This is a genomic window from Hymenobacter sp. (assembly GCF_035709525.1).
GTDB lineage: Bacteria > Bacteroidota > Bacteroidia > Cytophagales > Hymenobacteraceae > Hymenobacter.
This window is the reverse complement of sequence record NZ_DASTEP010000108.1, coordinates 32,411-56,144: the sequence shown is the minus strand read 5'-3', so window position 1 is coordinate 56,144 and position 23,734 is coordinate 32,411. Positions and strand designations below refer to the sequence as shown.

The following is a 23,734-nucleotide window of genomic DNA, read 5'->3' as shown; positions in this document are numbered from 1 at the left end:
GTAGCCGCCGGGCCTGGACTGAAAGGTTGCGGCCGGCCGGGCAGCGAGTGGTGGGCCCGATGGCATTAAGCGAGTATGAATTTAGCTTTAACTTATTGGGGAGTAGTTTATCGATTATAATAAGTCGCTGATTAAAAAGCGCTTGTCGGATATTGAGCGCAGGGGAAAAAGCCGAAAATACCCCCCTGTTTGCGGGAAAAAGTCCATCTGAAAAAGGTAGCCCGGCCGATAGTTTTGCCCGACCATCCGGCGTGGGGCCAGGCCAGCAAATAGCGCTTGCCCATCCAGCGCATCGCGTGCCAATAGCTTACCCGCTGCCCCTGGTTTAGCCCGGTTTTCGGCCCCGAAAGGCCCCGGCCCCGCGCCGATTCGCCCGTCGTTTTTCCTCTTCTTATCCCACTCCCTTATTTGCAAAAATGAGTACTAAACGCAAACGCAGTCCTGCGCCGCGCAACAAGATTTTGAGCCTGCTCCTGCTGAGCGCCCTCGCCACGCCGGTGGCCGCGGCCCCGGCCCACGTGGCCCGGCGCTTCGGCCTGCCGGCCCAGGAAGCGCCCGTAGCCGGCCAGGTTACCGACCAGAAAGGCTCGCCCCTGCCCGGCGTGACGGTGCGGGTGAAAGACCAGGCCGTGGGCACTACCACCGACGCATCGGGCAACTACAGCCTGAGCCTGCCAGCCGGCGCGACCACGCTCGTGTTTTCCTTCGTGGGCTACGTGAGCCAGGAAGTGGCCGTGCGCGACGGGGCCAAGGTCAACATCAAGCTGCTGGAGCAAGCCAACTCGCTCGAAGAAGTGGTAGTAGTAGGCTTCGGCACCCAGAAAAAAACCTCGACCACGGCCGCCGTGTCGACGCTGCCTGCCGCCGACATTGCCCAGAAGCCCGTTGTGAACCTCACCAACTCGCTCGTGGGCCGCGTGGCTGGCGTGGTGGCGGTGCAGAGTTCGGGCGAGCCCGGCTACGACGGAGCCAGCGTGCAGATTCGGGGCATCGGCACTACCGGCGGCACCTCGCCGCTGTACATCGTGGACAACGTGCCGCGCGATTTCAGCCGCCTCGACCCCAATACTATTGAGACGATTACGGTCTTGAAAGACGCCGCCGCGGTAGCGCCCTACGGCGTGGCCGGGGCCAACGGCGTAATTCTGGTGACGACCAAGCGCGGCAGCCAGGGCGCGCCGCAGCTGTCGTACAACGGCTACGTGGGCATCCAGAACCCCACCCGCGTGCCCAAGATGGTGAACTCGTACCAGTACGCGCAAATGCGTAATGCCACGGTCGCCAACGACTTCCCCAACGACCCCAACCGGGCGCTGCCGTACTCGGCCGACGACCTGCAAAAGTTTCAGGACGGCTCGGACCCCGACGGCCACCCCAACGGCGACGCGCTGCGCGACATCATCAAGCCCAACCGCCTCCTGACGTACCACAACCTGTCGCTGTCGGGCGGCGGGGAGAAGGTGCAGTACTTCGCCTCGCTGGGCTACACGCACCAGCAGGGCATGTGGAGCTCGACCTACCTCAACAAATACAACGGCTCGCTGAGCGTGACGGCCCAGCCCACCAGCACCACCCGCGTGGGCCTCACGGTGAACAGCTGGATTGAGGAGCAGAATTTCCCATCGTTCGGGGCTGGTACTATCTTGCAACAGGCTTACCGCCAGGCACCCACTACGCCGGTGCGCTTCAGCAACGGCTACCCTTCGGGCTACATCGGCCAGTCGCTCATCGGCGAAATCTACGGCAGCGGCTACCAGGTCAACCAGAACCCGAGCACCCAGGCGCAGCTGATGATTGAGCAGCAATTGCCGTTCGTCAAAGGCTTGAGCATCAAGGGTACGGCGAGCTTCGACCCCAAAAGCTCGTTTCAGCGCACGTACACCACGCCGATTATTTTTTACAACGTAAACACCAATACCAACCCGTATACCTATAACCAAGGCATTCAGGGCAGTACCAAGCCGAGCTTCCGCCAGTTTTACGAGCAGGACCGGGCGCTGACCTTCCAGGGCTACCTCAACTACGCCAACACCTTCGGCAAGCACGCCGTGACGGGCCTGGCCGTGGTAGAATCGCGCAGCCTATACCACCAGGAATTCCAGGCTCGTAAAATCAACTACAACACGTCGATTGACGAGCTCGACTTTGGTGGGCCAGCCGCTTCGGACGCTACCAACGCCGGCTCGTCTTACGAAACTAAGCAGATTGGCTACATCTACCGCGCTACCTACGCCTACGATGGCAAGTATCTGCTGGAGGCCTCGGGCCGCTACGATGGCAGCTACCTCTTCGCGCCCGGCAACCGCTTCGGCTTCTTCCCGGCCTTCTCGGCCGGCTGGCGCCTGAGCGAGGAATCGTTTATCAAGGACCGCTTCACCTGGCTCGATAACCTGAAAATCCGCGCTTCGTGGGGCCAATCGGGCGCTTACCCGTACATCGACGGCAGAATTGCCGCCTTTGAGTACCTGAGCCCCTACTCGCCCCGTGGCGGTGCGGTGCTCGATGGCGCGCCCACGCAGGGCCTGTATGAAGTGCGCCAGGGCAACCCCAGCATCACCTGGGAGCGCGCTAATAAGACGGACATCGGCTTTGAGGCCACGCTGTGGAAGGGCCTGCTGAACGTGGAAGTGGACTTCTTCCACGAGAAGCGTGCCAACGTGCTGACCTCGCGCAGCAACGTGCTGCCCGGTGAGTACGGCATCGGCGTAGGCCTCGTGAATGCGGGCATCATCACCAACCGTGGCGTGGACCTGACCGTCCGCACCTCGCGCCACTTCGCTAAGAACTGGAACCTCGACGTAACCGGCACGCTGACCTACGCCCGCAACAACCAAGAGCAGATTTACGAAAACGCCTCCACCGCCGAAAACCCCAACCGCCGTATTTCGGGCCGCCCCATCGGCACGCAGTTTGGCTTGCAGGCGCTGGGCTATTTCACTTCCGACGACTTCGCGGCCGACGGCACCACGCTGAAATCGGGCATTCCGACGCCGACCTTCGGGCCGGTGCGCGCCGGCGACATTCGCTACCAGGACCAGAACGGCGATGGTAAAATCGATGCCAACGACCAGGTGGTTATCGGCCGCCCGCGCACGCCGCAGCTTATCTACGGCCTGGCCCCGCGCCTCACCTTCAAGAACTTCGACGTGGACGTGCTGGTGCAGGGCGCGGCCCTGACCAGCTTCTACATGACCGGCCCCATCGTGTGGCCCTTCGACGCCTCTAGCTCGGCTACCGAGCTGCAATACAACGAGTACTGGCGCCCCGACCGCACCAATACGCTGTACCCGCGCCTCACGGGCTCGCCCACCAGCAACAACACCCAGGGCTCGTCGTGGTGGATTCGCAACGGGGCTTACGTGCGCCTCAAGAGCTTCGAGTTTGGCTACACCTTCAGCAGCGCTACCCTGCACAATGCGCTCAAGTCGGTGCGCATCTACGCCTCGGGCCAGAACCTGGCCACCTGGACGCCCTACATCCGCGAAACCGTGGACCCCGACCAGAATGGCACCAACCGCAACTACTTCCAGCAGCGCGTGTGGTCGCTGGGCGCTAACATCAACTTCTAAGTATTCCCACCATGAAAAACCTTAAGCTACGGCCCCTGGCTACCGGCCTGGCGCTCAGCGCCCTGCTCGTGGCGGGCGGCTGCAAAAACGATGACTTCCTGAACGTTAATCCCAAAAACGCCCTCAACGAAGCCAACGCCTACGCCAGCGAAACGAACGCTGACCTCATCGTCAACGACATCTACAACAACATTCCGGATGTCTACAACCAGTACCAAATAACCGAGCAGTACACCGACAACGGTTTTTGCGGGGCCTCGTGGCTCGATGGCCAGAGCCTGGTGAAGGCGGGAGCCATCTCGGCCAACAACCTGCCCACCGGCCCCAGCGGGTGGTGGAACTGGGGCGGCACGTACACCAACATTCGCAAGTGCAACCTGTTCCTGCAAAACGTCAACAAGTACTCGGCCAATTTCTCGGCCAGCTGGAAAAAGCAGCGCACCGCCGAAATACGCTTCATGCGGGCGTTTTTCTACACCGCGCTGGCCACCAACTACGGCGGCGTGCCGCTGATTGACAAGCCGCTGAGCGATTCGGACGGCTCGGACCTGCTGGTGCCCCGCAGCACGATGGACGCCACGGTGGCCTTCATTGCGGCCGACTGCGATGCCGCCGCCGCCGACCTGCCCGCAACCTCGATTAAGAAGGGCGACGGGCGCGCTACCAAGGGCGCGGCCCTCACCCTCAAGGGTTGGGTGCAGCTCTACGCCGCCAGCCCCCTGCATAACACCAGCAACGACCTGACCAAGTGGGCTACCGCCGCCGCCACCAATAAGCAGGTGATGGACCTAGGCACTTACTCGCTGTTTTCGGACTACGCCGCGATGTTTTTGATTGAGAATAACGACAACAGCGAGGTTATTTTCAACAAGGAGTACATCCCCGTCACCAAAGGCCACGCCCGCGAGGGTATGCTGGGCCCGGTGTACGTGAAGGGCGTGCAGCAAAGCTGGGGTAGCATCGCGCCGACCCAGAACCTGGTCGATGACTACCTGATGAGCAACGGCTTGCCCATCACCGACCCCAACTCGGGCTACGACCCCAACAAGCCCTACACCAACCGCGAGCAGCGCTTCTACCAGTCCATCATCTACGATGGTGCGTCGTGGCAGGGCGACATCATCACGACCCGTGTGGGCGGCAACAACGCCATCGACATCAACTCGACCAGCGACATCTCGAACACGGGCTACTACTTCCGTAAGACCCTAGACGAGCGCATTCTGGCCCAAACCAGCCGCGCCCAAAATTCGGGCGGTTCCAACTACATCATCTTCCGCCTCGGCGAGGTGCTGCTCAGCTACGCCGAAGCCCAGAACGAGGCCGTGGGCCCCGACGCCAGCGTGTACAGCGCCCTCAACCGCCTGCGCACCCGCTCCAATCTGCCCAACCTGGCCACCGGCATGAGCCAGAGCCAGATGCGCGACTACATCCGCCGCGAGCGCCGCATCGAGCTGGCCTTCGAAGAAAAGCGCTGGTTTGACGTGCGCCGCTGGCAAATCGCGGCCGGCACCAACGGCGTGATGAACACGCCGTCCTACGGCATGCTCATCAACGCTGCCGGTACCACCTATACCAAGGTGAAAATTCTGGAAAACAAGTACTTCAGCTTCCAGAATCTGATGCCCATCTGGCAGGGTGACCTGGCCAAAAACTCCAAGCTGACCCAGAACCCCGGCTACTAGCCCCGGCTGGCCGCCAGCGTAAAAGCGCCCATCGGGCCTTTCCTCCAAGAGCAGGGAAAGGTCTGATGGGCGCTTTTTTTTAGGCGTGAGCGCGGGCGAAAACGCGGGCGCGCTATACGATGTCAGCCGAAATACCGCGGTCATGAATGGCCGAGCAGCGCGGCTCCAGCTCTTCAAACGTGCCATTCTTCACGGCGCACTTGCCTTTGTAGTGAATGAGCAGCGTGCACTGCTCGGCCTGCTCGGGCTCGTGCTCGCACACGTCGATGAGCGTCTTGATGACGTGGTCGAACGTATTCACGTCGTCGTTGTACACGACGAGGGTGCGCAGTTCCTGCTCTTCTTCGAGCAGCAGCACATCGTCCTGGTAGTCAGTTTGCGGGCGGGTAGCGGGAAATGCCATAACACAAAAATACGGCAGCCGAAGCCGACGGTAGAAAGGTAGCAGCGACTATTAACCCGCGCCGCGATGGTTTCGTTTCTCGCGGAATGGGTAATTGGGGTAATCCGTCATGCTGAGCGGAGTCGAAGCATCTCTACCGCTTCGTTGCTAGGCGTAGAGACGCAATATTTTGCGTCTTGCATCAGGCAGCGATTGTTCGGCAACGACAAGATGTTGATAATCAATTTAGAATTTGCCATCAGGGAGGCTCGCCTGACGTAAGACGCAAAATATTGCGTCTCTACGCCCAGCAACGAAGCGGTAGAGATGCTTCGACTCCGCTCAGCATGACGGATTACCCCAATTACCTACTCCACCTTCCGGTCGCCGCTCGTGAATTCCAGCATCCAGTCGGGATACTCCGACACCAGCTTGCTGACCTCATCGAGCTGCTGCAACTCTTCGGGCGTGAACTTCACGTCCACGGCCGTGAGGTTGTCGTCGAGCTGCGCCATTTTCTTGGCCCCGATAATCACGCTGCTCACCACCGGCTGGTGCAGCAGCCAGGCCAGCGCCAGCGAAGCCACGGTGCTGCTCTTGGCTTCGGCCAGCGGCCGCAGCTTGTTGATGATATTAAAGGCCAGGTCTTTATTCACGGGTGGAAAGTCGAAGCCACTGCTGCGCCGGCCTTCGGCCTGCTGGTTGTCGCGGGTGTACTTGCCGCTGAGGAAGCCGCCGGCCAGCGGGCTCCACACCATGAGGCCCACCTTCTGGTCGAGTAGCAGCGGCACGATTTCGCGCTCCAGCTCGCGGCCCGCGATGGTGTAGTAGGCTTGCAGCGACACGTACTTTTCGAGGTGCTGATACTGCGACACGCCGAGCGCCTTCATTAGCTGCCAGGCGGCCACGTTGCTGGCCCCGATGTAGCGCACCTTGCCCTGGCGCACGAGGTCGTCGAGGGCGCGCAGCGTTTCCTCCCAGGGCGTGAGCGGGTCGAAGCTGTGCGTTTGGTAAAGGTCGATGTAGTCGGTATTGAGGCGCTTGAGGCTGGCTTCGGCCTGGGCCATAATGTGCTTGCGCGTCAGGCCGGTATCGTTGGGGCCGTCGCCCATTTTACCGCGCACTTTGGTGGCCAGCACCACGTCGTAGCGGTTGAGGCCGAGGTTGCGTAGCGCCTGCCCGGTCATTTCCTCCGAGTGGCCCTCGCTGTACACGTTGGCCGTGTCGATGAAGTTGATGCCCGCGTCGAAGGCACGCCTAGTGAGCGCGTCGGCCCCCGCCTGGTCGACGCCGCTGATGGCCCCGAAGCGCCCGCCCGTGGTGCCGAAGGTCATGGTGCCCAGGCACAGCTCCGATACTTTGAGGCCGGTGTTGCCTAAGAGGTTGTATTTCATGGTGATTGGTTGAGTGTTAATTATTGCTCGTCAGGCGTAATACCCCACCCTCAGCCCCTCCCCTCCGGGAGAGGGGAGCCCACCGCAAGCAGGCGTTGGCGAACGTCCGGCTCCCCTCTCCCGGAGGGGAGGGGCTGGGGGTGGGGTACTACGTTATTTTCCCACCTTATCCAGCGCCGCCATATCCTCGGCCGACAGCGCGATGTCCGCCGTTTTTACGTTCTCTTCCAGGTGCTTCACCTTAGAGGTGCCCGGAATGAGCAGGATGTTAGGCGAATGGTGCAACAGCCAGCTCAACGCAATTTGCTGCGGCGTAGCACCGTGTTTCTGGGCTACTTGCTCCAGCGCCTTCAGCGCCTCGGCGTTGCCGCCGGCCAATGGGTACCACGGAATGAAAGCCATATTTTGCGCGCGGGTGTAGTCGAGCACGGCTTCCCACTTGCGGTTATCGACCGAGTACATATTCTGCACCGACACCACCGGGAAAAACTCCTGCGCCTGTTTAATCTGGTCCACGTTGACTTCCGACAAGCCAATGTGCTTTACCAGTCCATCCTGCTGGGCTTTTTGCAGAAACTTAAACGTGTCCTCGGCCGGCACCTTGTCGTCGATGCGGTGCAGTTGGTAGAGGTCAATTTGCTTTACTTTCAGGCGCTGGAGGCTGCCGTGCAGCGCTTCTTCGAGGTGCTTGGGGCTGGCATCGACGGGCCATTGGTTGGGGCCGGTGCGCAGCAGGCCGCCCTTGGTGCCAATGACCAGGCCGGCGGGGTAGGGGTGCAGCGCCTCGGCAATCAGCTCCTCCGATACGTTGGGGCCGTAGCTGTCGGCGGTGTCGATAAAATTGATGCCCAGCTCCACGGCGCGTTTGAGCACCCGGATGCTCTCCTCGTGGTCCTGGGGCGGGCCCCAGATGCCGGGGCCGGTGATGCGCATGGCCCCGTAGCCGAGGCGGTTTACGGTGAGGTCGCCGCCAATGGCAAAAGTCTTGGCGTAGGTGGGCGTTTGGTCGCTCATGAACAATAGATTAAGAAACGAAAAAAGAAGAAAAGTGCCGCCGTGCGGCTGCGTATTAAACCGGCCAGCGGGCCGGGTGTTCGGCAAGCTGTACCGTGGACCCTGCGGGTCCGCGCGGGGTAGTGGCTGGCCGCACGCACGCGCGGACCCGCAGGGTCCACCGTGCAGCCGGTAACTTAGCGGCCCTGCCTTTTTGCTTATGCCCGTTCCTTCCTCCGATTTCAAAAAAGCCCTGGCCCGCCTGTCCGAAAAGGAAAAGGAGGCGCTGGTGCTGCGCGCCGTGCGCCGCGACGCCGAGCTCTACGACACCTTCGCCTTCGAGCTGCTGCCCGACAGCACCGTCGAAAGCGTGTACGAAGCCAGCGCCGACCGCATCCACGAGCTATTCAACGTAGCCGTGACGGGCCGCTTGCTCAATCGCAGCCTCGTCAAAGCCCTGCGCGCCGCCTTGCAGGAGGCCGCCCGCGCCCGCCGCGTCACGAAAAGTAAGCAGCTCGAAATCGACCTGAACATGTACACGCTGCGGCTGATTTTTGAGCACTACACCGGGCAGTTCGATAGTGTGTACCAGGGCTTCTACGTGGGCACGGCGCGGCTGGCTACGCGCCTCACGCAGCTCATTCCCAAGAACCTGCACGAGGATTTGTGGCTCGAATACAAGTCGGAGCTGGATGGCTTTCTGACCCAGCTACACGGCCGCAGCAAAAGCCGCGAGCTGAAATTTGAGCTGCCGCGGGCGCTGGTGATATCGGAGTGATGCCTTTATTAACGACTGTCATGCTGAGCGCAGCGCAGCGGAGCCGAAGCATCTCTACCGCTTCATTGTTAGCGTAGGAAGTTAGTATTGAGGTAGAGATGCTTCGACTTCGCTACGCTGCGCTCAGCATGACAATACTATTTCCCTTTCGCTAGCTCTTAAAAATGCCCACCCCACCCACCGCCCCCACTACCTGGCCGCAGGTGCCGCGCTGGCTCACGCTGCGCCAATCGCTGAAAAAAGCTCGCGACCCGGTGGGCAACCTCAACAAGGTGCTGGCCGCCTACGGCGACACGGTGCGGCTGTACCTGGGCGGCGTGAAGCCGTCCATCGTCACGCGCGACCCGGCGCTGGTGCAGCACGTGCTGCAAAAAAACCACCGCCGTTACCACAAGTCCGACCTCACGCACGGGCTATTGCGCTACCTAGGCAAGGGCCTGCTGACGAACGACGGGGCCGACTGGCTGCGGCAGCGCCGGCTTATTCAGCCCGGCTTTCACCGCCAAAAGCTAACCGGCCTCACGCGCCTGATGCGGGCCGCGGCCGATGAATGGGTGCGCGAGCTGGATGCCCAAGCCGCTGAAAAACAGCCGGTAGAAATAGACATGCACGCCGCCATGACGCGGGTAGCCTTTCGCATTGTGGCGCAGTCGGTGTTTGGCGACGCCCTGAGTGATGCCGAACTGACGCAGCTCAGCGACTGGCTCACGGCCATTCAGTGGTTTTACGTCACCACCGTGCGGCAGCCGTATCTGCGGCCGCTGCATTGGCTGCGGCGCGACTACCAGCGGCACGACGCCCTGGCGTTGCGCCTGCGCGAGCTGGTGCGCGCCGGCATAGCCCGCCACCGCGAAGCCACGGCCGTGCTGCCGCCCGGCACGCCCCCGCCCGACGACCTGCTGCAAATGCTACTCGATGCCCGCTACGAAGACAACGGCGAGCCGATGACTGAAAACCAGTTGGTTGATGAGCTAAATATCCTGCTCGTGGCCGGCCACGAAACCTCGGCCAACGCCCTGGCCTGGGCTTTCTACTTGCTGGCCCGCCACCCCGAGGCGCAGGAAAAGCTGGTGGCCGAAGCCGAGCGCGAGCTGCCCGGCGGCCAAGCGCCCGAGTTTGACGACCTGCCCCGCGTGCCCTACGCCCTGCAAGTGGTGCAGGAGGCCATGCGCCTCTACCCACCCGCCTGGATTATCGACCGCGTAGCCACCGAAGACGATGATTTTCAAGGTGTGCCGATTCCGAAGGGCAGTGTGTTCTCGCTCTACGTGTATGGCATGCACCACCACGCCGGGCTGTGGCCCGATGCCGAAGTGTTTCGGCCCGAGCGCTTTGCGGCCGGGGCGCAGCCGCCGGTGCCCGCCTACGGCTACTTGCCTTTCGGCGGCGGGCCGCGCCTGTGCGTGGGCAGCCACTTCGCCCTCACCGAGTTGCAACTGGTGCTTATCCAAACCCTGCGCCGCTACCGCGTGCTGCCCACCGCCGCCACCCCGCCCGGCCTGAATCCGCTCATCACCCTGCGGCCCGACGGGGAGTTGCGGCTGCGGTTTGAGCGGCGGGGGTGAGTAGGTTGGTGGATGAGTGGATGAATGAATAGTATTGTCATGCTGAGCGCAGCCGAAGCATCTCTACCGCTTCTTTGCTGACGTCAGAAGTTAGTTATCCGGCAGAGATGCTTCGACTGCGCTGCGCTTCGCTCAGCATGACAGTGCTATCCGCTCATTTCAAGCTTCCAGAATATCCTGATATTCTTCCTTATTACGCTGCACGAAAGCCCGCATAAACTTGCAGCTCGTGCGCACTTTCAGGTGCTGCTGGCGGGCGTAGGCGAGGCCGGTGCGGGCCAGCTCCTCGGCCAGGCCCTGGCCGCGCTGGGCTTCGGGCACGAAGGTGTGGGTGAAATCGATAATGCCCGCCTGGGGCAGGGAGTAAGCCAATTCGGCGGGGTCGCTGGGCGAGCCGGCGGTGAATTCCTGATTGGCGGGGTCGTGGTGAATCTGCATAGGAGAGCTAACGCAAGCGCGGCCCGGGCGTTGGGAGCCGGAAACCAGAAAGCCGGAAACGGAGTAAGCAGGAAGCCCGGCGCTGCCGGTTGACTTTCTCCCCGCCCACTCTTTTTTCTCCTTTATGGCTACCGATTCCAACAGCGTCATGCCCCTTTTTGAGGACGATACCCATGGTGCCCTGCCCGCCGGCCAGCAGCACCGCGCCGAGCAGGCCCACCTCAACGTGAATGAGCCCGCCCGCGCCGCCGAGGCTGGCACGCCCCACTACGGCGATTTTGGCCAGCCCGGCCACACTGCGCCCACCGGCCCCGTAAATCAGGCTGGCCGCAATGATGGCTCGAATGATAACCCAGACGAGTTCAGCGAGTTTCGCGATAAAGACGCCTCTACTACCGAAGATTACAGCACCGACGCCGAAAACGCCAACCCCGAGCACCAGCGCGGCCACGTAGTGCAAAACCAGGACCCGCAGGGCGTGCGCAACGTGCAAAATGCCGACCGCGACGTGCAGGAAGGCACCTGGGCCGACGATGACGAGCGCTACGCCGGCGGCCACAAACATGCTTCGTGGCAAGAAAACAACGACAAAGAGCACTCTAACGACTAAGTATCTATGAACGCCCCCCAGCCCAACGCGCCCGACAACAACGACCGCGCCGCCGCTACCGCCTCCGGCGCGGCCAGCCACGAAACCCAGAACGTGACGCCCCAGACCGAAACCGAAAAGGAATCGGACAGCTTCCTGGAGCGCGAAACCTACGGCCAGGTAACCGACGACAACAACGCCAGCGGCCAGCGCATGGCCGACATGATGGACGACTCGCTGCGCTCGGACGAGCAGCCCCCCGTGGGCTCGGCCCCCGACAGCGACCTCAACCTGCCCGACCAGCTCATTCACCCCCGCGACGCCAACTTCACGCTGCCCGAACTACAGCACCAGGGCAAAAACCTGACGGCTGAAAGCGACCCGGAAGACTAATTATTCGGTGTAGAGGCGCAATATTTTGCGTCTTGCGATAGAATAACGTAACCAGACGTAAGACGCAAAATATTGCGTCTCTACACTCAGCAAAGCAGCGCCTGCGGCTACCCGGCCGTAGGTGCTGCTTTTATGCATTTAAGGCAACAGCGGCATCAGTATGGCAAACTACCATTGCCTTCGCTCATGTACGCCCCCCGCCGTCATTCTCGCCGCTTGTTGCTACCGCCCGGTTGGGTAGCGCTGGGGTTTCTGCTGCTACTGGCCTGCCAGGCGCTGCTGTCGCATCGGCGGCAGATGCTGCAAGAGCGCGTATTATCACTAGTGATGCCTTTTTATTCAGAGAAGCAAGCTAAGAAATATGAAACGTTGGAGGAGCATTACGCTATAGGAGCTTACAAACCCTTAGCAAGTTTGCTTGGCGTTCCACACTGGCGTATCATCAATCTCACTGGAAAACCGCTCAATGATTTTTTTGCTACTGCAGCCATTGAACCCGCAGTGCAGGCGCTAAAAAAGGATACGAGCAGCGCTGGGATACAGGTAGTTTTCACTACTGGTGCTACCTACGGCAACTTGGTGCAATTGCTGAATAGTATGCAGAGGCAAAAGGATGAGAAATATTGGCTTGACATTCATGGGACTACTCCAATACTTTACAGTATGGGCAAAGCGATTAAGTCAAAACCTATTGTTATGAGAAGTACGCCTGTCTCCTATCAACAAGATTTTTGTGGGACACGCGACTATCAGATAATTCCCCCGGTTACGCCAGTCAAGACTAGTTTGCTCGAACAACCTGCTTTTTGGCGACCAGCGCTTCTTCTCTTACTAGCACTAATCGCTTTGAGCCTCTACTTCTTAGCCCGCCCGCGCCCCAGCCTGCGCTAACCCGCCGCCCGCCGCGCCCGTTCTGAATAGCCTTACACTTATTCAGAATGGCAGAATTAGCAACCAATCGCCCTGGCTTCGTGCAGGTGCGCGGCGCGCGCGAGCACAATTTGCAAAACGTGGATGTGGACATTCCGCGCGATGCGCTGGTGGTGTTTACAGGCGTGTCGGGCTCGGGCAAGTCGTCGCTGGCCTTCGGCACGCTGTATGCCGAGGCGCAGCGGCGCTACCTCGAATCGGTGTCGCCGTATGCGCGGCGGCTGTTTCACCAGCTTTCGGTGCCCGAGGTCGATGCCGTGGAGGGGCTGCCGCCGGCCGTGGCCTTGCAGCAGCAGCGCGGCGGGGGCACCACGCGCTCGTCGGTGGGCAGCGTCACCACGCTGTCGAACCTCTTGCGGATGCTGTACTCGCGGGCCGGCGACTACCCCAAGGGCCAGCCGATTATCTACGCCGAAGGCTTTTCGCCCAACACGCCCGAGGGCGCGTGCCCGCAGTGCCACGGCCTGGGCCGCATCTACGAAGCCACCGAGCGCTCGATGGTGCCCGACGACTCGCTCACCATCCGGGAGCGGGCCATTGCGGCGTGGCCCACCGCCTGGGGCGGCCAGAATCAGCGCGATATTTTGGTAACGCTGGGCTACGACGTGGACAAGCCCTGGCGCGACCTGCCCCAGAAAGAGCGCGACTGGATACTCTTCACCGACGAGCAGCCGGTGGTGCCCGTGTACCCCGGCTACTCGCCCCAGGAAACGCAGCGCGCCCTCAAGCGCAAGGAGCCGCCCAACTACATGGGCACCTTCACGAGCGCCCGGCGGCACGTGTTTCACTCGTTCGCCAATACCCAAAGCGCCCAGATGAAGAAGCGGGCGCTGCAATTTATGCTCAGCACCGAGTGCCCGCTCTGCCACGGCAAGCGCCTGCGGCCCGAGTCGCTGAGCGTAAAATTTGCCGGGCTCGACATCGCCGAACTGTCGCGCCTCCCGCTCAAACAGCTGGCGGGCCTGCTGCGCCCGTATGCCGAAAGCAAAGTAGCGCGCGGGGACGCCTACGACGCCGCACATCCCGAAAAAGTGCTTGTAACGCAGCGCATTGCCGACGACTTGTGCGGCCGGCTGGCCGTGCTGCTCGACCTCGGCCTGGGCTACCTCACCCTGGAGCGCAGCACGCCCACGCTCTCGCCCGGCGAGCTCCAGCGGCTGCGGCTGGCCACGCAGGTGCGCTCCAATTTATTTGGGGTAGTCTATGTGCTCGATGAGCCCTCGGCCGGCCTGCACCCCGTGGACACGGCCGCGCTGCTGAAGGCACTGGCGGGCTTGCGGCAGGCTGGTAATTCGCTGTTCGTAGTCGAGCACGAATTGGAAGTAATCAAGCAGGCCGATTGGGTCGTGGATGTGGGTCCGGGCGCGGGCGAGCAGGGCGGGCAGGTGCTTTACAGCGGCCCGCTGGCCGGGTTGAAGGAAGTAGAAGAATCGCAGACGCGCCGGTATTTATTTGACACCGAGCCGCTGGCTTCGCGCCCGCCGCGTGAGCCCAGCGGCTGGTTGCGGCTGCGTGGCATCACGCGGCACAACCTGCATCAGCTCGACGCCGACTTTCCGCTGGGTGTGTTCACGAGCGTTACGGGCGTGTCGGGCTCGGGCAAATCGACGCTGGTAAGCCAGGTTTTGGTGGAGCTGGTGGCCGCCGGCTTGGGCCAAACCCTGGCCGCCGAAGAGCCGGAGGGCGATGCGCTCGAACGCCCCGACGAGGCTGCCACCGAGGGCCGCATCAGCGAAGGAATAAACCAAATAACCCGCTTGGTGCGCGTCGACCAGCAGCCCATCGGCCGCACGCCGCGCTCGAACATGGCGACGTACACCGGCCTCTTCGACCACGTGCGCAAGCTGTTCGCGGCCACGCCCGAGGCCCGCAAGCGCCGCTACGACGCCGGCCGCTTTTCCTTCAACGTAGCCAAGGGCCGCTGCGAAAACTGCCAGGGCGAAGGCTTCGTGATGGTCGAACTCCTGTTCCTGCCCAGCGTGTACACGCCCTGCCCCGTGTGCCAGGGCACCCGCTACAACGCCAAAACCCTGGAAATAACTTACCGCGACAAGAACATCGCCGATGTGCTGGGCCTCACCGTAGATGCCGCCTGGGAATTCTTCGCCGACGAGCCCACCGTGCGGCGTGCCCTCACGGTGCTGCGCGAGGTGGGCCTGGGCTACCTGCGCCTGGGCCAGCCCGCCACCGAGCTCAGCGGCGGCGAGGCCCAGCGCATCAAGCTAGCCGCCGAACTGCAACGCCCGCCCCGCGGCCACTCGCTCTACGTGCTCGACGAGCCCACTACCGGCCTGCACCCGTCCGACGTGGAGAAGCTGCTCAAGCAGCTCGACGGTTTGGTAGAAGCCGGCAATACGGTGGTAGTCGTGGAACACGACATGCACGTAGTCGCTAGTAGCGACTGGGTTATCGACATCGGCCCCGGCGCGGGCGACGAGGGCGGGCGCGTGGTGGCGGCCGGCCCGCCCGCCGAGGTAGCGCAGGTGAAGGCAAGCAAGACGGCCCCGTATCTGAAGCAATTTTTGGCAGGTGGAGGGTGAGAATAGATGTTAAAAACTTCCGTCATGCTGAGCGGAGCGCAGTCGAAGCATCTCTATCGGTGAACTAGCTATCTGCGCCTTAACAACGAAGCGGTAGAGATGCTTCGGCTCCGCTGCGCTCCGCTCAGCATGACAGACTTAGTTACTAGCTCATAATTTCTCACCCATGCCCGCCCTGCCGCCCGACCTGCGCCGCGCCCTTTTCGACCTTCCGCAAAAGGAAAAAGACCAGTTGCTGGCCCGCCTCGTGGCGCAGGATGCCGTACTCACCGAACAGCTCAGCTACCGCCTGCTCGAAGGGCCGGAGGCGCTCGAAACCCGCCGCGCCGCGCTGCGCCAGCAGGTCGATGACCCGGTGCGCGGCTACCACCAGTCGCCTAATGACCTGCTTGTTATCCTGCGGCAGTTGCAGGCGCGGCTGGCTTACCACGCCCGCATTACCGACGATGCGTTCGGGGAAATCGAGCTGAGCTTGCGGCTGCTGGCTAACGTGTTTGGGCAGCAGCCGGGGCTGGTGGCGCGGCTGCACGGGCCCACGCAGCCGCTGCTCCAGCACTTGGTGCGCCGCACGCAGGAGGCACTTAAACAAGCCGGAAAGCTACACGTAGACTACCACCTGGAGCTGGCCGACGCGGCTACCGCCGTGCTGGCCGGCCTCTACGCCTCGGGGGCGGCCCCGCTGGCGCGCGAGCAGGGCCTGCCCCAGCAGTGGCCGGCCGGGTAGCGCGGCGCAAGTGTGCGATTTGCGAAAGGGCGAAAACTTGTATATTTACAAAATTAATAGCTATTTAAGCTTAATTATGAAATATATTCTTACTATCGTCATATTTTTATCGCAAGCCTTGGCCGCTCTGGCGAGCCCGCCCACCATCAAGGGCCGGCTGGTGCTGAAACTAATGCCCACAGCCAGCCCTAAAGAAGTGCAGGCCGCGCTGCAAACGCTGGGAGCGAAGGATTTAAGCCAGAAATTTCCGCGCGCTACGCCGCCTAGCCCCGAGCGGCCGGGCAGCGTCGATTTGCGGCTCATTTACCAGGTAGAGGTGCCGGCCGCGCTCTCGCTCGAAAAGGCCCGCACCGCGCTGCTGCGCACCGGCGCGGTCGAGTACGTGGAGCCGCTCTACATCCGCGAGCCGCTGTACCAGCCCAACGACCCGCGTGCCGACTCGGTAACTGGTAGCCAGTACCACCTCAAGCTGACGCAGGCCTACCGCGCCTGGGACTTTACGAAGGGCGATACCAGCATCGTTATCGGCCTCACTGATACGGGCATGCGCCCGACCCACGAAGATTTGGTAAGCCAAATCAAGTACAACCGCGCCGACCCCGTGAACGGCCTCGATGACGACAACGACGGCTACGTGGACAACTACCGGGGCTGGGACATGGCCAACGGCAACAACGACGTAACTTACAACAACGACAACGCCCTGCACGGCTCGCACGTGGCGGGCGCGCTGGCCGGGCAGGCCGACAACGGCAAGGGCGTGGCCGGCATGGCCTTCAAGTGTAAGTTTTTGCCCATCCAGGTATTTCCGGGCAATGCCACGGGCACGTTTGCCGGCTACGAGGGCATCGTGTACGCGGCCGACCACGGCTGCAAAATCATCAATATGTCGTGGGGCGGGGTAGGGGGCTACTCGCGCTTCGAGCAGGATGTGTGCACCTACGCGGCCGTTAATAAAGACGCGGTGCTGGTGGCGGCGGCTGGCAATACCAACGCCGACCTGCTCTTCTACCCCGCCTCCTACGAGCACGTGCTGTCGGTGGCCGCTACCGATGCCGCCGACGCCAAGCCTGGCTTTGCTACCTACAGCAACCGCGTGGACCTCAGCGCGCCGGGCGTGAATATATGGACCACCAACGGGTTTTCGCAGTTTGTGGGCATCGGGCCGGTCGATGGCGACTACTGGTACGACACGGGCTCCTCGCTGGCCGCGCCGCTGGTATCGGGCGCGGCGGCGCTGGTGCGGGCGCGCTTCCCCAATTTCACCGCCGAGCAAGTGGCCGCGCAGCTGCGGCAGTCGGCCGACACGGCCATCTACAGCCTGCCCGCCAACGCTGCCTACCGGGGCCGCCTGGGCCGGGGGCGCCTCAACGTGCTGCGCGCCGTGACGCGCAGCTTGCAGGAAGCGCGCGTGGTTACCAGCACTTTTGCCCCGGCCCGCCCGGCCGGCTACGCCCCCGGCGAGCCCGTGCAGCTGGCCACCACCGTGCGCAATCTGCTTCAGCCCGTGGCCGGGCTCACGGTCACGCTCACCTCGCTGTCGCCCTACCTCACGGTGCAGCAGGGTACTTTTGTGGTGGGTAGCCTCGCCACGCTGGATATCCGCGCCAACACCAGCCAGCCCTACCAGCTGGTGGTGGCCAATGCGGTGCCGCTCAATACCCCGGCCACGCTGCGTTACCGCCTCACGGCGGCCGGCGGCTACCAAACCGACCAGTACGTGACCATTATGCTGAACCCCGGCTACGTGGTGCTCGACGCGGGCGACCTCGTGACCAGCCTCAGCAGCCGGGGCAACCTGGCCTACGACGGCGTATTCGACCAGGGCGGCCTGGGTTTCAGCTACCGCACCGTGGGCCCACTACTGAGCGAGGGGGGCCTGCTGCTGGCCACCTCGCCCACGCGGGTGTCCGACCACCTGCGCGCCGCGCCCACTACCGTGCGCCAGTCGTTTATCGTCGAAACCGCCATCCACCGCGTGATGCCCGGCCCGCGCGCCGACCAGGAAGCCTACAGCACGTTCCGCGACTCGCTGCCCGATGCCCAGCGCCCGCGCTCGGTGGGCGTGCGCGTGCGCCAGCACGCGCTGGCCTGGAGCGCGCCGGCCGCCCGCCGCGATTTTATCATTCTGGAATATTCGCTGCGCAACATCACCGCCGATACCCTCAAGCCGCTCTACGCCGGCCTGTTTGCCGACTGGGACCTGCCCGGCGACAGTGGCCGCAACCTGGCCCGCTACGACTCGGTGCGCCGCGTGGGCTACTGCTACGACTCGCTGGCAACCCGCGTGTATGCCGGGGTGCAGGTGCTGGGCAGCGGCCCGGCCGGGGTGTATTCGATTAATAACAACGCGGCGGCGGGTACTCCCATTTATTTTGGCGATGGCTTTAGCCCCGCCGAAAAATACCGGGCTTTGAGCGGCGGCTTTAGCCGGGCCCACCGCTCGGCGGGCAGCGGCGACGTGTCGCAGGTGCTGAGCACGCTGGTGCCGCGCCTGGCCCCCGGCGATTCGGTGCGGGTAGCCTTTGCCGTGCTGGCCGCTCCCACGCTAGCCCAGCTGCAAGCCGCCGCCCAGGCCGCCAGCGCCGTGTACCAAACGGCGTTGCCCACCACGCCCACTGCGAAAGTAGTTGAGTGGCAGCTCTACCCCAACCCCGCCCGCGACGCGGTGCGGGTGCAGCTGCCCGGTAGCTTCGGCCCGGCTACCGTGCGGATATTCAGTGCCCAGGGCCAGTTGGTTTCGCAGGCTGCCCTGGCCGCTGGCGGCGGCTCCGTGAACCTGGCAAGCCTGGCTCCCGGCCTCTACGTGGTGCGGGTAACGGGCGCTGGCGGCAGCCTCTGGCAGCGGCTGGCGCGCGACTAAAGCTGTAGTGGTTTCCCACGGGGCTTCGCGGGCTTTTGAATACGAGAGTTGGAAGGCTTGGTGCTCCCGGCGCTAAAGTGCCGGGAGCACCAAGCCGGATGCAGTAGTGGGCTTTGGCCCATATTAGTGGCAACATGGGCGCAGGCCTTGCCATAAAACCCACTTGGCGCCCCGGCCCTGAAGCGCTGGCCAACGGCTAGCAGCCGCTCGAATTTCTCAGCTAAAAACCTAGCGCAACCCTGCGCCTGACCCCGCGAAACCCTGCGGGAAACCAACAAAAAAGGCCCATCCAACTGAGTAAATCTCAGTCGGACGGGCCTTTTTAGCTACCACCGCTTATTCTACCACCAAGCGGCCCAGGTACAGCCCCTCGGCCGTGCGCAGGCGCACCGCGTAGAGGCCGGCCGGCAGCCCCGCCAGCTCCAGGGTGGCGGCGGTGGCTTCGCCCACGGGGGCCGCCAGCTGCCGCACCGGGCGGCCCAGCGCATCAAGCACTTCGATGGTGGCAACGCGGGTAGCCGCGCCCGGCAGGCGCAAGCTCACGCGGCCGGTGGTGGGGTTGGGGTACAGCTCGAGCGCCCCGGCCGTGCGGCTGCCGCGCGCGGCCAGCGTAGTAGCGCAGGCCGTGGACACGTAGCTGCCCACGCCCCCAAAGTTGTCGGTGCCCTGCGACTGCCAGGTTGTGGCCGCGCCGGTGGCCCCAAACCAGCGGGTGTTGCCCTGGCCGGTGCTGGGCAGGCGCACCAGCGAGTTGTCGCGGGTGGTGCTGTTGCCGGCGATGGGCCAGCCCGTGCCGCTGGGCGCGCGGCCCACCACGCCGATGATGTCGAGCGTATCGGTGCCATCGTACAGCACCAGCGACTGCGTGCCGCTGAAAAAGCACACGTTGGATTGCAGGTCGGCGGCGGCCTGCACGGCCGTGCTGGTTACGCCGGTGTTGGCAATCACGAAGACGTCGCCCGCGGCGAGGTTGCCCGTGAGGTTAGCCGTAGCGGTGGGGGTAGTAGCATTGGCCGCAAACAGCTCTACGCGCAGCCCGCTCAGGTTGCGGGTGGCGGTAGTGGGGTTGAAGATTTCCAGCACCTTCGTGTTGCCGGTGGCCGACTCAAAGTACTTGCTGAAATACGGGGCCGAGCAGCTGACGCCCGCCGGGGGCGTGTCGTCGTTGAGGATGGTGAGCGTGTGGGTGGCCGGCGTGCCCACCACCACACTGGCATTGCTGGGCGTGCCCAGGCGCAGCACCACCGTTTCGTTGGGCTCGGGTAGCACGTCGCCCACGATAGTCACGGTTACGGGCTGGCTCAGGGCCGTGGCGCTGGCGAAGGTGATAGTGCTGGTAGCCAGCGTGTAGTCGTCGGGGCTGGCGGCCGTGGTGCCGGCCGCCACTACCGCCACGGGCACCGTGATGGGAAACGTGAGGCTGCCCGGATTGGTGAGCGTGGCGGTGGCCGCGTAAGTGCTCGTGCCGCTGTTGCCTTCGGCAATGCTACCCGTGGCCGTGGCGAAAGCCACCGTCGGGGCCGGGCCGTCGTCGTTGAGGATGGTGAGCGTGTGGGTGGCGGGCCCGCCGATGCTGGCCCCGGTACCGGGGTTTTGCAAGGTCAGCACTACCGTTTCGTCGGCCTCGGGCTGGGTGTCGCCGGTCACGGTCAGCGTTACCGTCTGGCTGGTTTGGCCGGCGGCGAAGGTGACGGTAGCGGGCGTGGTGAAGTTGAAATCGGTGCCGTTGGTGGCCGTCGAGCTGGCCGCGTCCAGGTCCACCTGCACCGTGAGGGCGGCGGTGGGGGCGGGGCTCACGCTGAGCGTAGCCGTATAAGTAGTGCTACCGGCGTTGCCCTCCGCGAGGCTGCCCGTGGCCGTGGCAAACGAAATTACCGGCCCGGCCGGGGCAAAGCCCCAGGCCCGCGCCACCAGCGAGGGGTCTTCGATGTAGGGGTTGTAGTTGCCCTGGCTGGCGGCCACGCGGCGGTTGCGCTCCTGCTCCTGGGCGTCCACGGGGTCGGCCAGGTGCCACTGGTACAAGGTGTTGAGGTCGGCCAGGGTGTTGATGTCGTTGTGGCCGGTGGCTACCAGGTCGGGCTGCCCGGCATGCATGGTGTAGAAGTAAAACGCCGCGCGGGCCAGGTTGCCCTTGTGCACCTCGCGGGGCTCAAACTTGCCCGGCCCATCTTCGCTGTAGTCGTCGATGTTGCTGGTCGGGATGCTCGTCTGGCTCTGGGTCAGGCGCATCCACAGCGTGGTCTGGGTGTCGGGGATGTCGCCAAACGGGTCCGAGCCCCGGTTGCTATTCCACTGAATGTAAGTAGGGTAGAGGTGGTGCATGTCGGAGCGCATGCGCGTGGTTTCCCGAAACCACGACTGCGGGATGCTGTGCTCGCAGTTGATATTGTTGACCACTCCAGTGCTGGTACTGTTATAGTTCAGCGGCACGGTTTCGGAGTAGCCCGAGTACACGCACACCACGCTATTGCCGTAGTTGTCAGCGTAGTTGTACATCTTGGCGCGGGCATCGGAGTAGCTCAGCACCGTGCGGTGCGGGTCATACCAGTTGGCGCGCAGCCAGTCGCGCAGGGGCACACCCGTGAGGCCGGCGGGGGCTGGTGTGGGCACCGGCGGCACTACCTGGGCCTGGCTTGCCAGCGGCAGCACCGCCAGCATCCAGCCCAACAAACGGAAAAGTTTTCGCATAAAAAACAACGGAAAAGGAAAGGTGAGTTTTTGATGAAAAGTCCGCAAAGGTCGGCCCGGCCGGCCGCCCGGCTGCGTATGTTACCAAAATTTAACCTGCCCGGCGAAGGCTCCCGTCCGGGTTAGCGCCGCACTATTTGCTGCCCGCCGTGTTATCCTTGCCCCCTCAACCACGGGGCGTTTTCACCCGCGCCCCCGCTTTTTTATGTACTCTGCCGATATCCAGCTCCGCGTGCGCTATGCCGAAACCGACCAGATGGGCTACGTCTACCACGGCAACTACGCTGCCTACTTCGAGGTGGCCCGCACCGAGGCGTTTCGCCAGCTCGGCATCCGCTACCGCGACCTCGAAACCCAGGGCGTGGGCATGCCCGTGGGCGAGCTGCGCACCCGCTTTCGCCGCCCCGCCCGCTACGACGACCTGCTCACCATCCGGGTCATGCTCAAGGAGTTGGCCGAAGGCTCGCGGGTGAATTTTGAGTACGAAATTCGCAACGAAGCCGGCGACCTGCTCACCGAAGGCTCCACGCTCATGGTGTTTGTGAGTACCAGCAACGGCCGCCCGGTGCCCATTCCGGCCAGCGTGCGGCAGCAATTAGCCCCGTATTTTTCGGAGGCCGAAGCCCTCGGCCCGCTCGGCGCAGGCCGCGCCACGCCCGGCGACGCGCCCGCCCCCGCCGCCTTCGGCAAATAAGGATAAATCAGAAGGTAGGGGTACTGAGTTTGCCAGCACAATGCCGACGAGCTAACTCAAAACTCCTAACTCAAAACTCTTAACTCCACGAAGTTGCTCGCTCCTCCCACCCGCCGCCGCGCCCTGGTGCCCGATGTGCGCCGCCACCGCGCCTACCGCACCCTCATGGCCTGGGGCAAGCGCAAGCACCTGCGCGGCGGCAGCCTTTCGGTGTACGACGTGGGCGAGCGCGTGCTGCACGAGCTGCGGCTCGACTCGCTCGAAAAGCGCGCCGCCTACATGGCCTTCAACCTCACGCTGGCCTTGTTTCCGACCATCATTTTCCTGTTCACGCTCATTCCCTACATCCCGGTGCCGAGCCTCGATGTGGACATCCTCCAGTTTCTGGCCGACATCATGCCCCACGAGCTGTACACGGCCACCGCCACTACCATCGAGGACATCGTGCGGATTCCGCACGGCGGGCTGCTCTCGTTCGGGTTCGTGTCGGCGCTGGTACTCAGCAGTAATGGCATCATGGCCCTGCTCGACGCCTTTGAGAAGAAGTACCCTTGGTTTAAGCATCGCAGCTATTTGCACAAGCGGCTCATTGCCACCATGCTGACCTTCGTGCTGGCGCTGGTGCTGGTGGTGGCCATCGCGGGCATTTTCTTCGGCACCTTCATCATCGACGGGCTGGTGTTCTACGAAATCGTGCCCGAAAGCTCCACTGAGTTCATGATTACGGCCCTGCGCTACGGCTCGCTGGCGGGGCTGTTTCTCACCACCACCTGCGTCATCTACTACTTCGTGCCGCCGGTGCATGATAAGTGGCCCTTCATCTCGGTGGGCGCGCTGGTGGCTACGCTGCTCATTTTCTTGGTGTCGTTCCTGTTCACGCTCTACGTCCGCATCTTCAACTCCTACAACACGTTTTACGGCTCCATCGGGGCGCTGGTGGGCTTTATGGTGTGGCTGGAATTTGTGTGCATGACGCTCATCATTGGCTTCGAGGTCAACGTGAGCATGGACGCCGCCACCGGCCGCCTGAAAAAAATTAGTAATTGACAATGAGCGATGAGCAGGTGCAAACGCGGAATTTTTGAAGATTATCTGCTCATTACTCATTGCTCATTGAGCATCGTGTCCTACTTTTGCAGCCCCAACCACTCGTTTTGGGACCTTTAGAGAGGTGGCAGAGTGGTCGAATGCGACGGATTCGAAATCCGTTATACCTGCAAGGGTATCGGGGGTTCGAATCCCCCCCTCTCTGCGAATTGATAGAAAAGTGAGTTGGTGAAGTAGCTTCCACGCTTCACCAGCTCATCTTTTTTATCAGTTCTTTTTTTAGAGAAGTGGCAGAGTGGTCGATTGCGGCGGTCTTGAAAACCGCTGACTGTAACAGGTCCGGGGGTTCGAATCCCTCCTTCTCTGCAAAAGCGCAAAGCCCCGTTTCTGAGTCAGAAACGGGGCTTTTTGCATGTCGTCTGGGTGGGCTGCCAAGCACTAAGTGGCTTGCCGGGTAGCGTG

General features: G+C 62.8%; 17 protein-coding genes and 2 tRNA genes. 14 read left to right on the top strand and 5 right to left on the bottom strand.

Annotated elements, in window-relative coordinates:
- The first annotated feature begins 416 nt into the window (after window positions 1-416).
- Both VFO93_RS09120 and VFO93_RS09115 read left to right on the top strand, forming a co-directional pair.
- A complete protein-coding gene (locus tag VFO93_RS09120; protein WP_325134053.1) occupies window positions 417-3,569 on the top strand; it encodes a TonB-dependent receptor in 3,153 nt (1,050 codons plus the stop codon).
- A gap of 11 nt (window positions 3,570-3,580) precedes the next feature.
- Window positions 3,581-5,254: a RagB/SusD family nutrient uptake outer membrane protein gene (locus tag VFO93_RS09115; RefSeq protein ID WP_325134052.1), complete on the top strand. Its 1,674-nt coding sequence runs from the start codon at window positions 3,581-3,583 to the stop codon at window positions 5,252-5,254.
- 112 nt (window positions 5,255-5,366) lie between these two features.
- On the opposite strand, the gene VFO93_RS09110 is transcribed toward VFO93_RS09115, so the two are convergent.
- The 3 genes from VFO93_RS09110 to VFO93_RS09100 all read right to left on the bottom strand — a co-directional run bounded on the left by VFO93_RS09110 (window position 5,367) and on the right by VFO93_RS09100 (window position 8,044).
- Window positions 5,367-5,657 (bottom strand): ATP-dependent Clp protease adaptor ClpS, encoded by a 291-nt coding sequence (locus tag VFO93_RS09110; protein ID WP_325134051.1) that lies wholly within the window; start codon window positions 5,655-5,657, stop codon window positions 5,367-5,369.
- 347 nt (window positions 5,658-6,004) lie between these two features.
- Window positions 6,005-7,030, bottom strand: coding sequence for an aldo/keto reductase (locus tag VFO93_RS09105; RefSeq protein WP_325134050.1), 1,026 nt, complete (start codon window positions 7,028-7,030; stop codon window positions 6,005-6,007).
- Between the two features lie 153 nt (window positions 7,031-7,183).
- A complete protein-coding gene (locus tag VFO93_RS09100) occupies window positions 7,184-8,044 on the bottom strand; it encodes an aldo/keto reductase (protein ID WP_325134049.1) in 861 nt (286 codons plus the stop codon).
- A gap of 199 nt (window positions 8,045-8,243) precedes the next feature.
- On the opposite strand from VFO93_RS09100, the gene VFO93_RS09095 reads away from it, so the two are divergent.
- Both VFO93_RS09095 and VFO93_RS09090 read left to right on the top strand, forming a co-directional pair.
- Complete coding sequence (locus tag VFO93_RS09095) at window positions 8,244-8,801, top strand: hypothetical protein (protein WP_325134048.1); 558 nt, start codon at window positions 8,244-8,246, stop codon at window positions 8,799-8,801.
- Between the two features lie 164 nt (window positions 8,802-8,965).
- Window positions 8,966-10,366: a cytochrome P450 gene (locus VFO93_RS09090; RefSeq protein ID WP_325134047.1), complete on the top strand. Its 1,401-nt coding sequence runs from the start codon at window positions 8,966-8,968 to the stop codon at window positions 10,364-10,366.
- A gap of 159 nt (window positions 10,367-10,525) precedes the next feature.
- Here the strand turns inward: VFO93_RS09090 and VFO93_RS09085 are convergent, their stop codons facing one another.
- Window positions 10,526-10,804: a GNAT family N-acetyltransferase gene (locus VFO93_RS09085; RefSeq protein ID WP_325134046.1), complete on the bottom strand. Its 279-nt coding sequence runs from the start codon at window positions 10,802-10,804 to the stop codon at window positions 10,526-10,528.
- A 124-nt stretch (window positions 10,805-10,928) separates the two neighbouring features.
- Here VFO93_RS09085 and VFO93_RS09080 point away from each other — a divergent pair, with 124 nt between their 5' ends.
- The 6 genes from VFO93_RS09080 to VFO93_RS09055 all read left to right on the top strand — a co-directional run bounded on the left by VFO93_RS09080 (window position 10,929) and on the right by VFO93_RS09055 (window position 18,843).
- Window positions 10,929-11,414, top strand: coding sequence for a hypothetical protein (locus tag VFO93_RS09080; protein ID WP_325134045.1), 486 nt, complete (start codon window positions 10,929-10,931; stop codon window positions 11,412-11,414).
- A gap of 6 nt (window positions 11,415-11,420) precedes the next feature.
- Window positions 11,421-11,786 carry a hypothetical protein gene (locus VFO93_RS09075; RefSeq protein ID WP_325134044.1) on the top strand — a complete coding sequence of 122 codons (366 nt, stop codon included), beginning with the start codon at window positions 11,421-11,423 and terminating at the stop codon, window positions 11,784-11,786.
- A 186-nt stretch (window positions 11,787-11,972) separates the two neighbouring features.
- A complete protein-coding gene (locus VFO93_RS09070; protein WP_325134043.1) occupies window positions 11,973-12,677 on the top strand; it encodes a hypothetical protein in 705 nt (234 codons plus the stop codon).
- Between the two features lie 47 nt (window positions 12,678-12,724).
- The gene (locus tag VFO93_RS09065) at window positions 12,725-15,256 is read left to right on the top strand and encodes an excinuclease ABC subunit UvrA (protein WP_325134042.1); all 2,532 of its coding nucleotides are present in this window, start codon (window positions 12,725-12,727) and stop codon (window positions 15,254-15,256) included.
- Window positions 15,257-15,422: 166 nt separating this feature from the next.
- Window positions 15,423-15,980 (top strand): hypothetical protein, encoded by a 558-nt coding sequence (locus tag VFO93_RS09060; RefSeq protein ID WP_325134041.1) that lies wholly within the window; start codon window positions 15,423-15,425, stop codon window positions 15,978-15,980.
- Window positions 15,981-16,056: 76 nt separating this feature from the next.
- The gene (locus VFO93_RS09055) at window positions 16,057-18,843 is read left to right on the top strand and encodes a S8 family peptidase (RefSeq protein WP_325134040.1); all 2,787 of its coding nucleotides are present in this window, start codon (window positions 16,057-16,059) and stop codon (window positions 18,841-18,843) included.
- Window positions 18,844-19,179: 336 nt separating this feature from the next.
- On the opposite strand, the gene VFO93_RS09050 is transcribed toward VFO93_RS09055, so the two are convergent.
- Window positions 19,180-21,531 (bottom strand): endonuclease, encoded by a 2,352-nt coding sequence (locus tag VFO93_RS09050; protein ID WP_325134039.1) that lies wholly within the window; start codon window positions 21,529-21,531, stop codon window positions 19,180-19,182.
- Window positions 21,532-21,736: 205 nt separating this feature from the next.
- Between VFO93_RS09050 and VFO93_RS09045 the strand changes: the two genes are divergently transcribed.
- The 4 genes from VFO93_RS09045 to VFO93_RS09030 all read left to right on the top strand — a co-directional run bounded on the left by VFO93_RS09045 (window position 21,737) and on the right by VFO93_RS09030 (window position 23,638).
- Window positions 21,737-22,225, top strand: a complete 489-nt coding sequence (locus VFO93_RS09045) for a thioesterase family protein (RefSeq protein ID WP_325134038.1) — start codon at window positions 21,737-21,739, stop codon at window positions 22,223-22,225.
- Window positions 22,226-22,318: 93 nt separating this feature from the next.
- Window positions 22,319-23,272 carry a YihY/virulence factor BrkB family protein gene (locus VFO93_RS09040; RefSeq protein ID WP_325134037.1) on the top strand — a complete coding sequence of 318 codons (954 nt, stop codon included), beginning with the start codon at window positions 22,319-22,321 and terminating at the stop codon, window positions 23,270-23,272.
- A 118-nt stretch (window positions 23,273-23,390) separates the two neighbouring features.
- Window positions 23,391-23,477, top strand: a tRNA-Ser gene (locus VFO93_RS09035).
- A gap of 76 nt (window positions 23,478-23,553) precedes the next feature.
- Window positions 23,554-23,638, top strand: a tRNA-Ser gene (locus VFO93_RS09030).
- The last annotated feature ends 96 nt before the right edge of the window (window positions 23,639-23,734 follow it).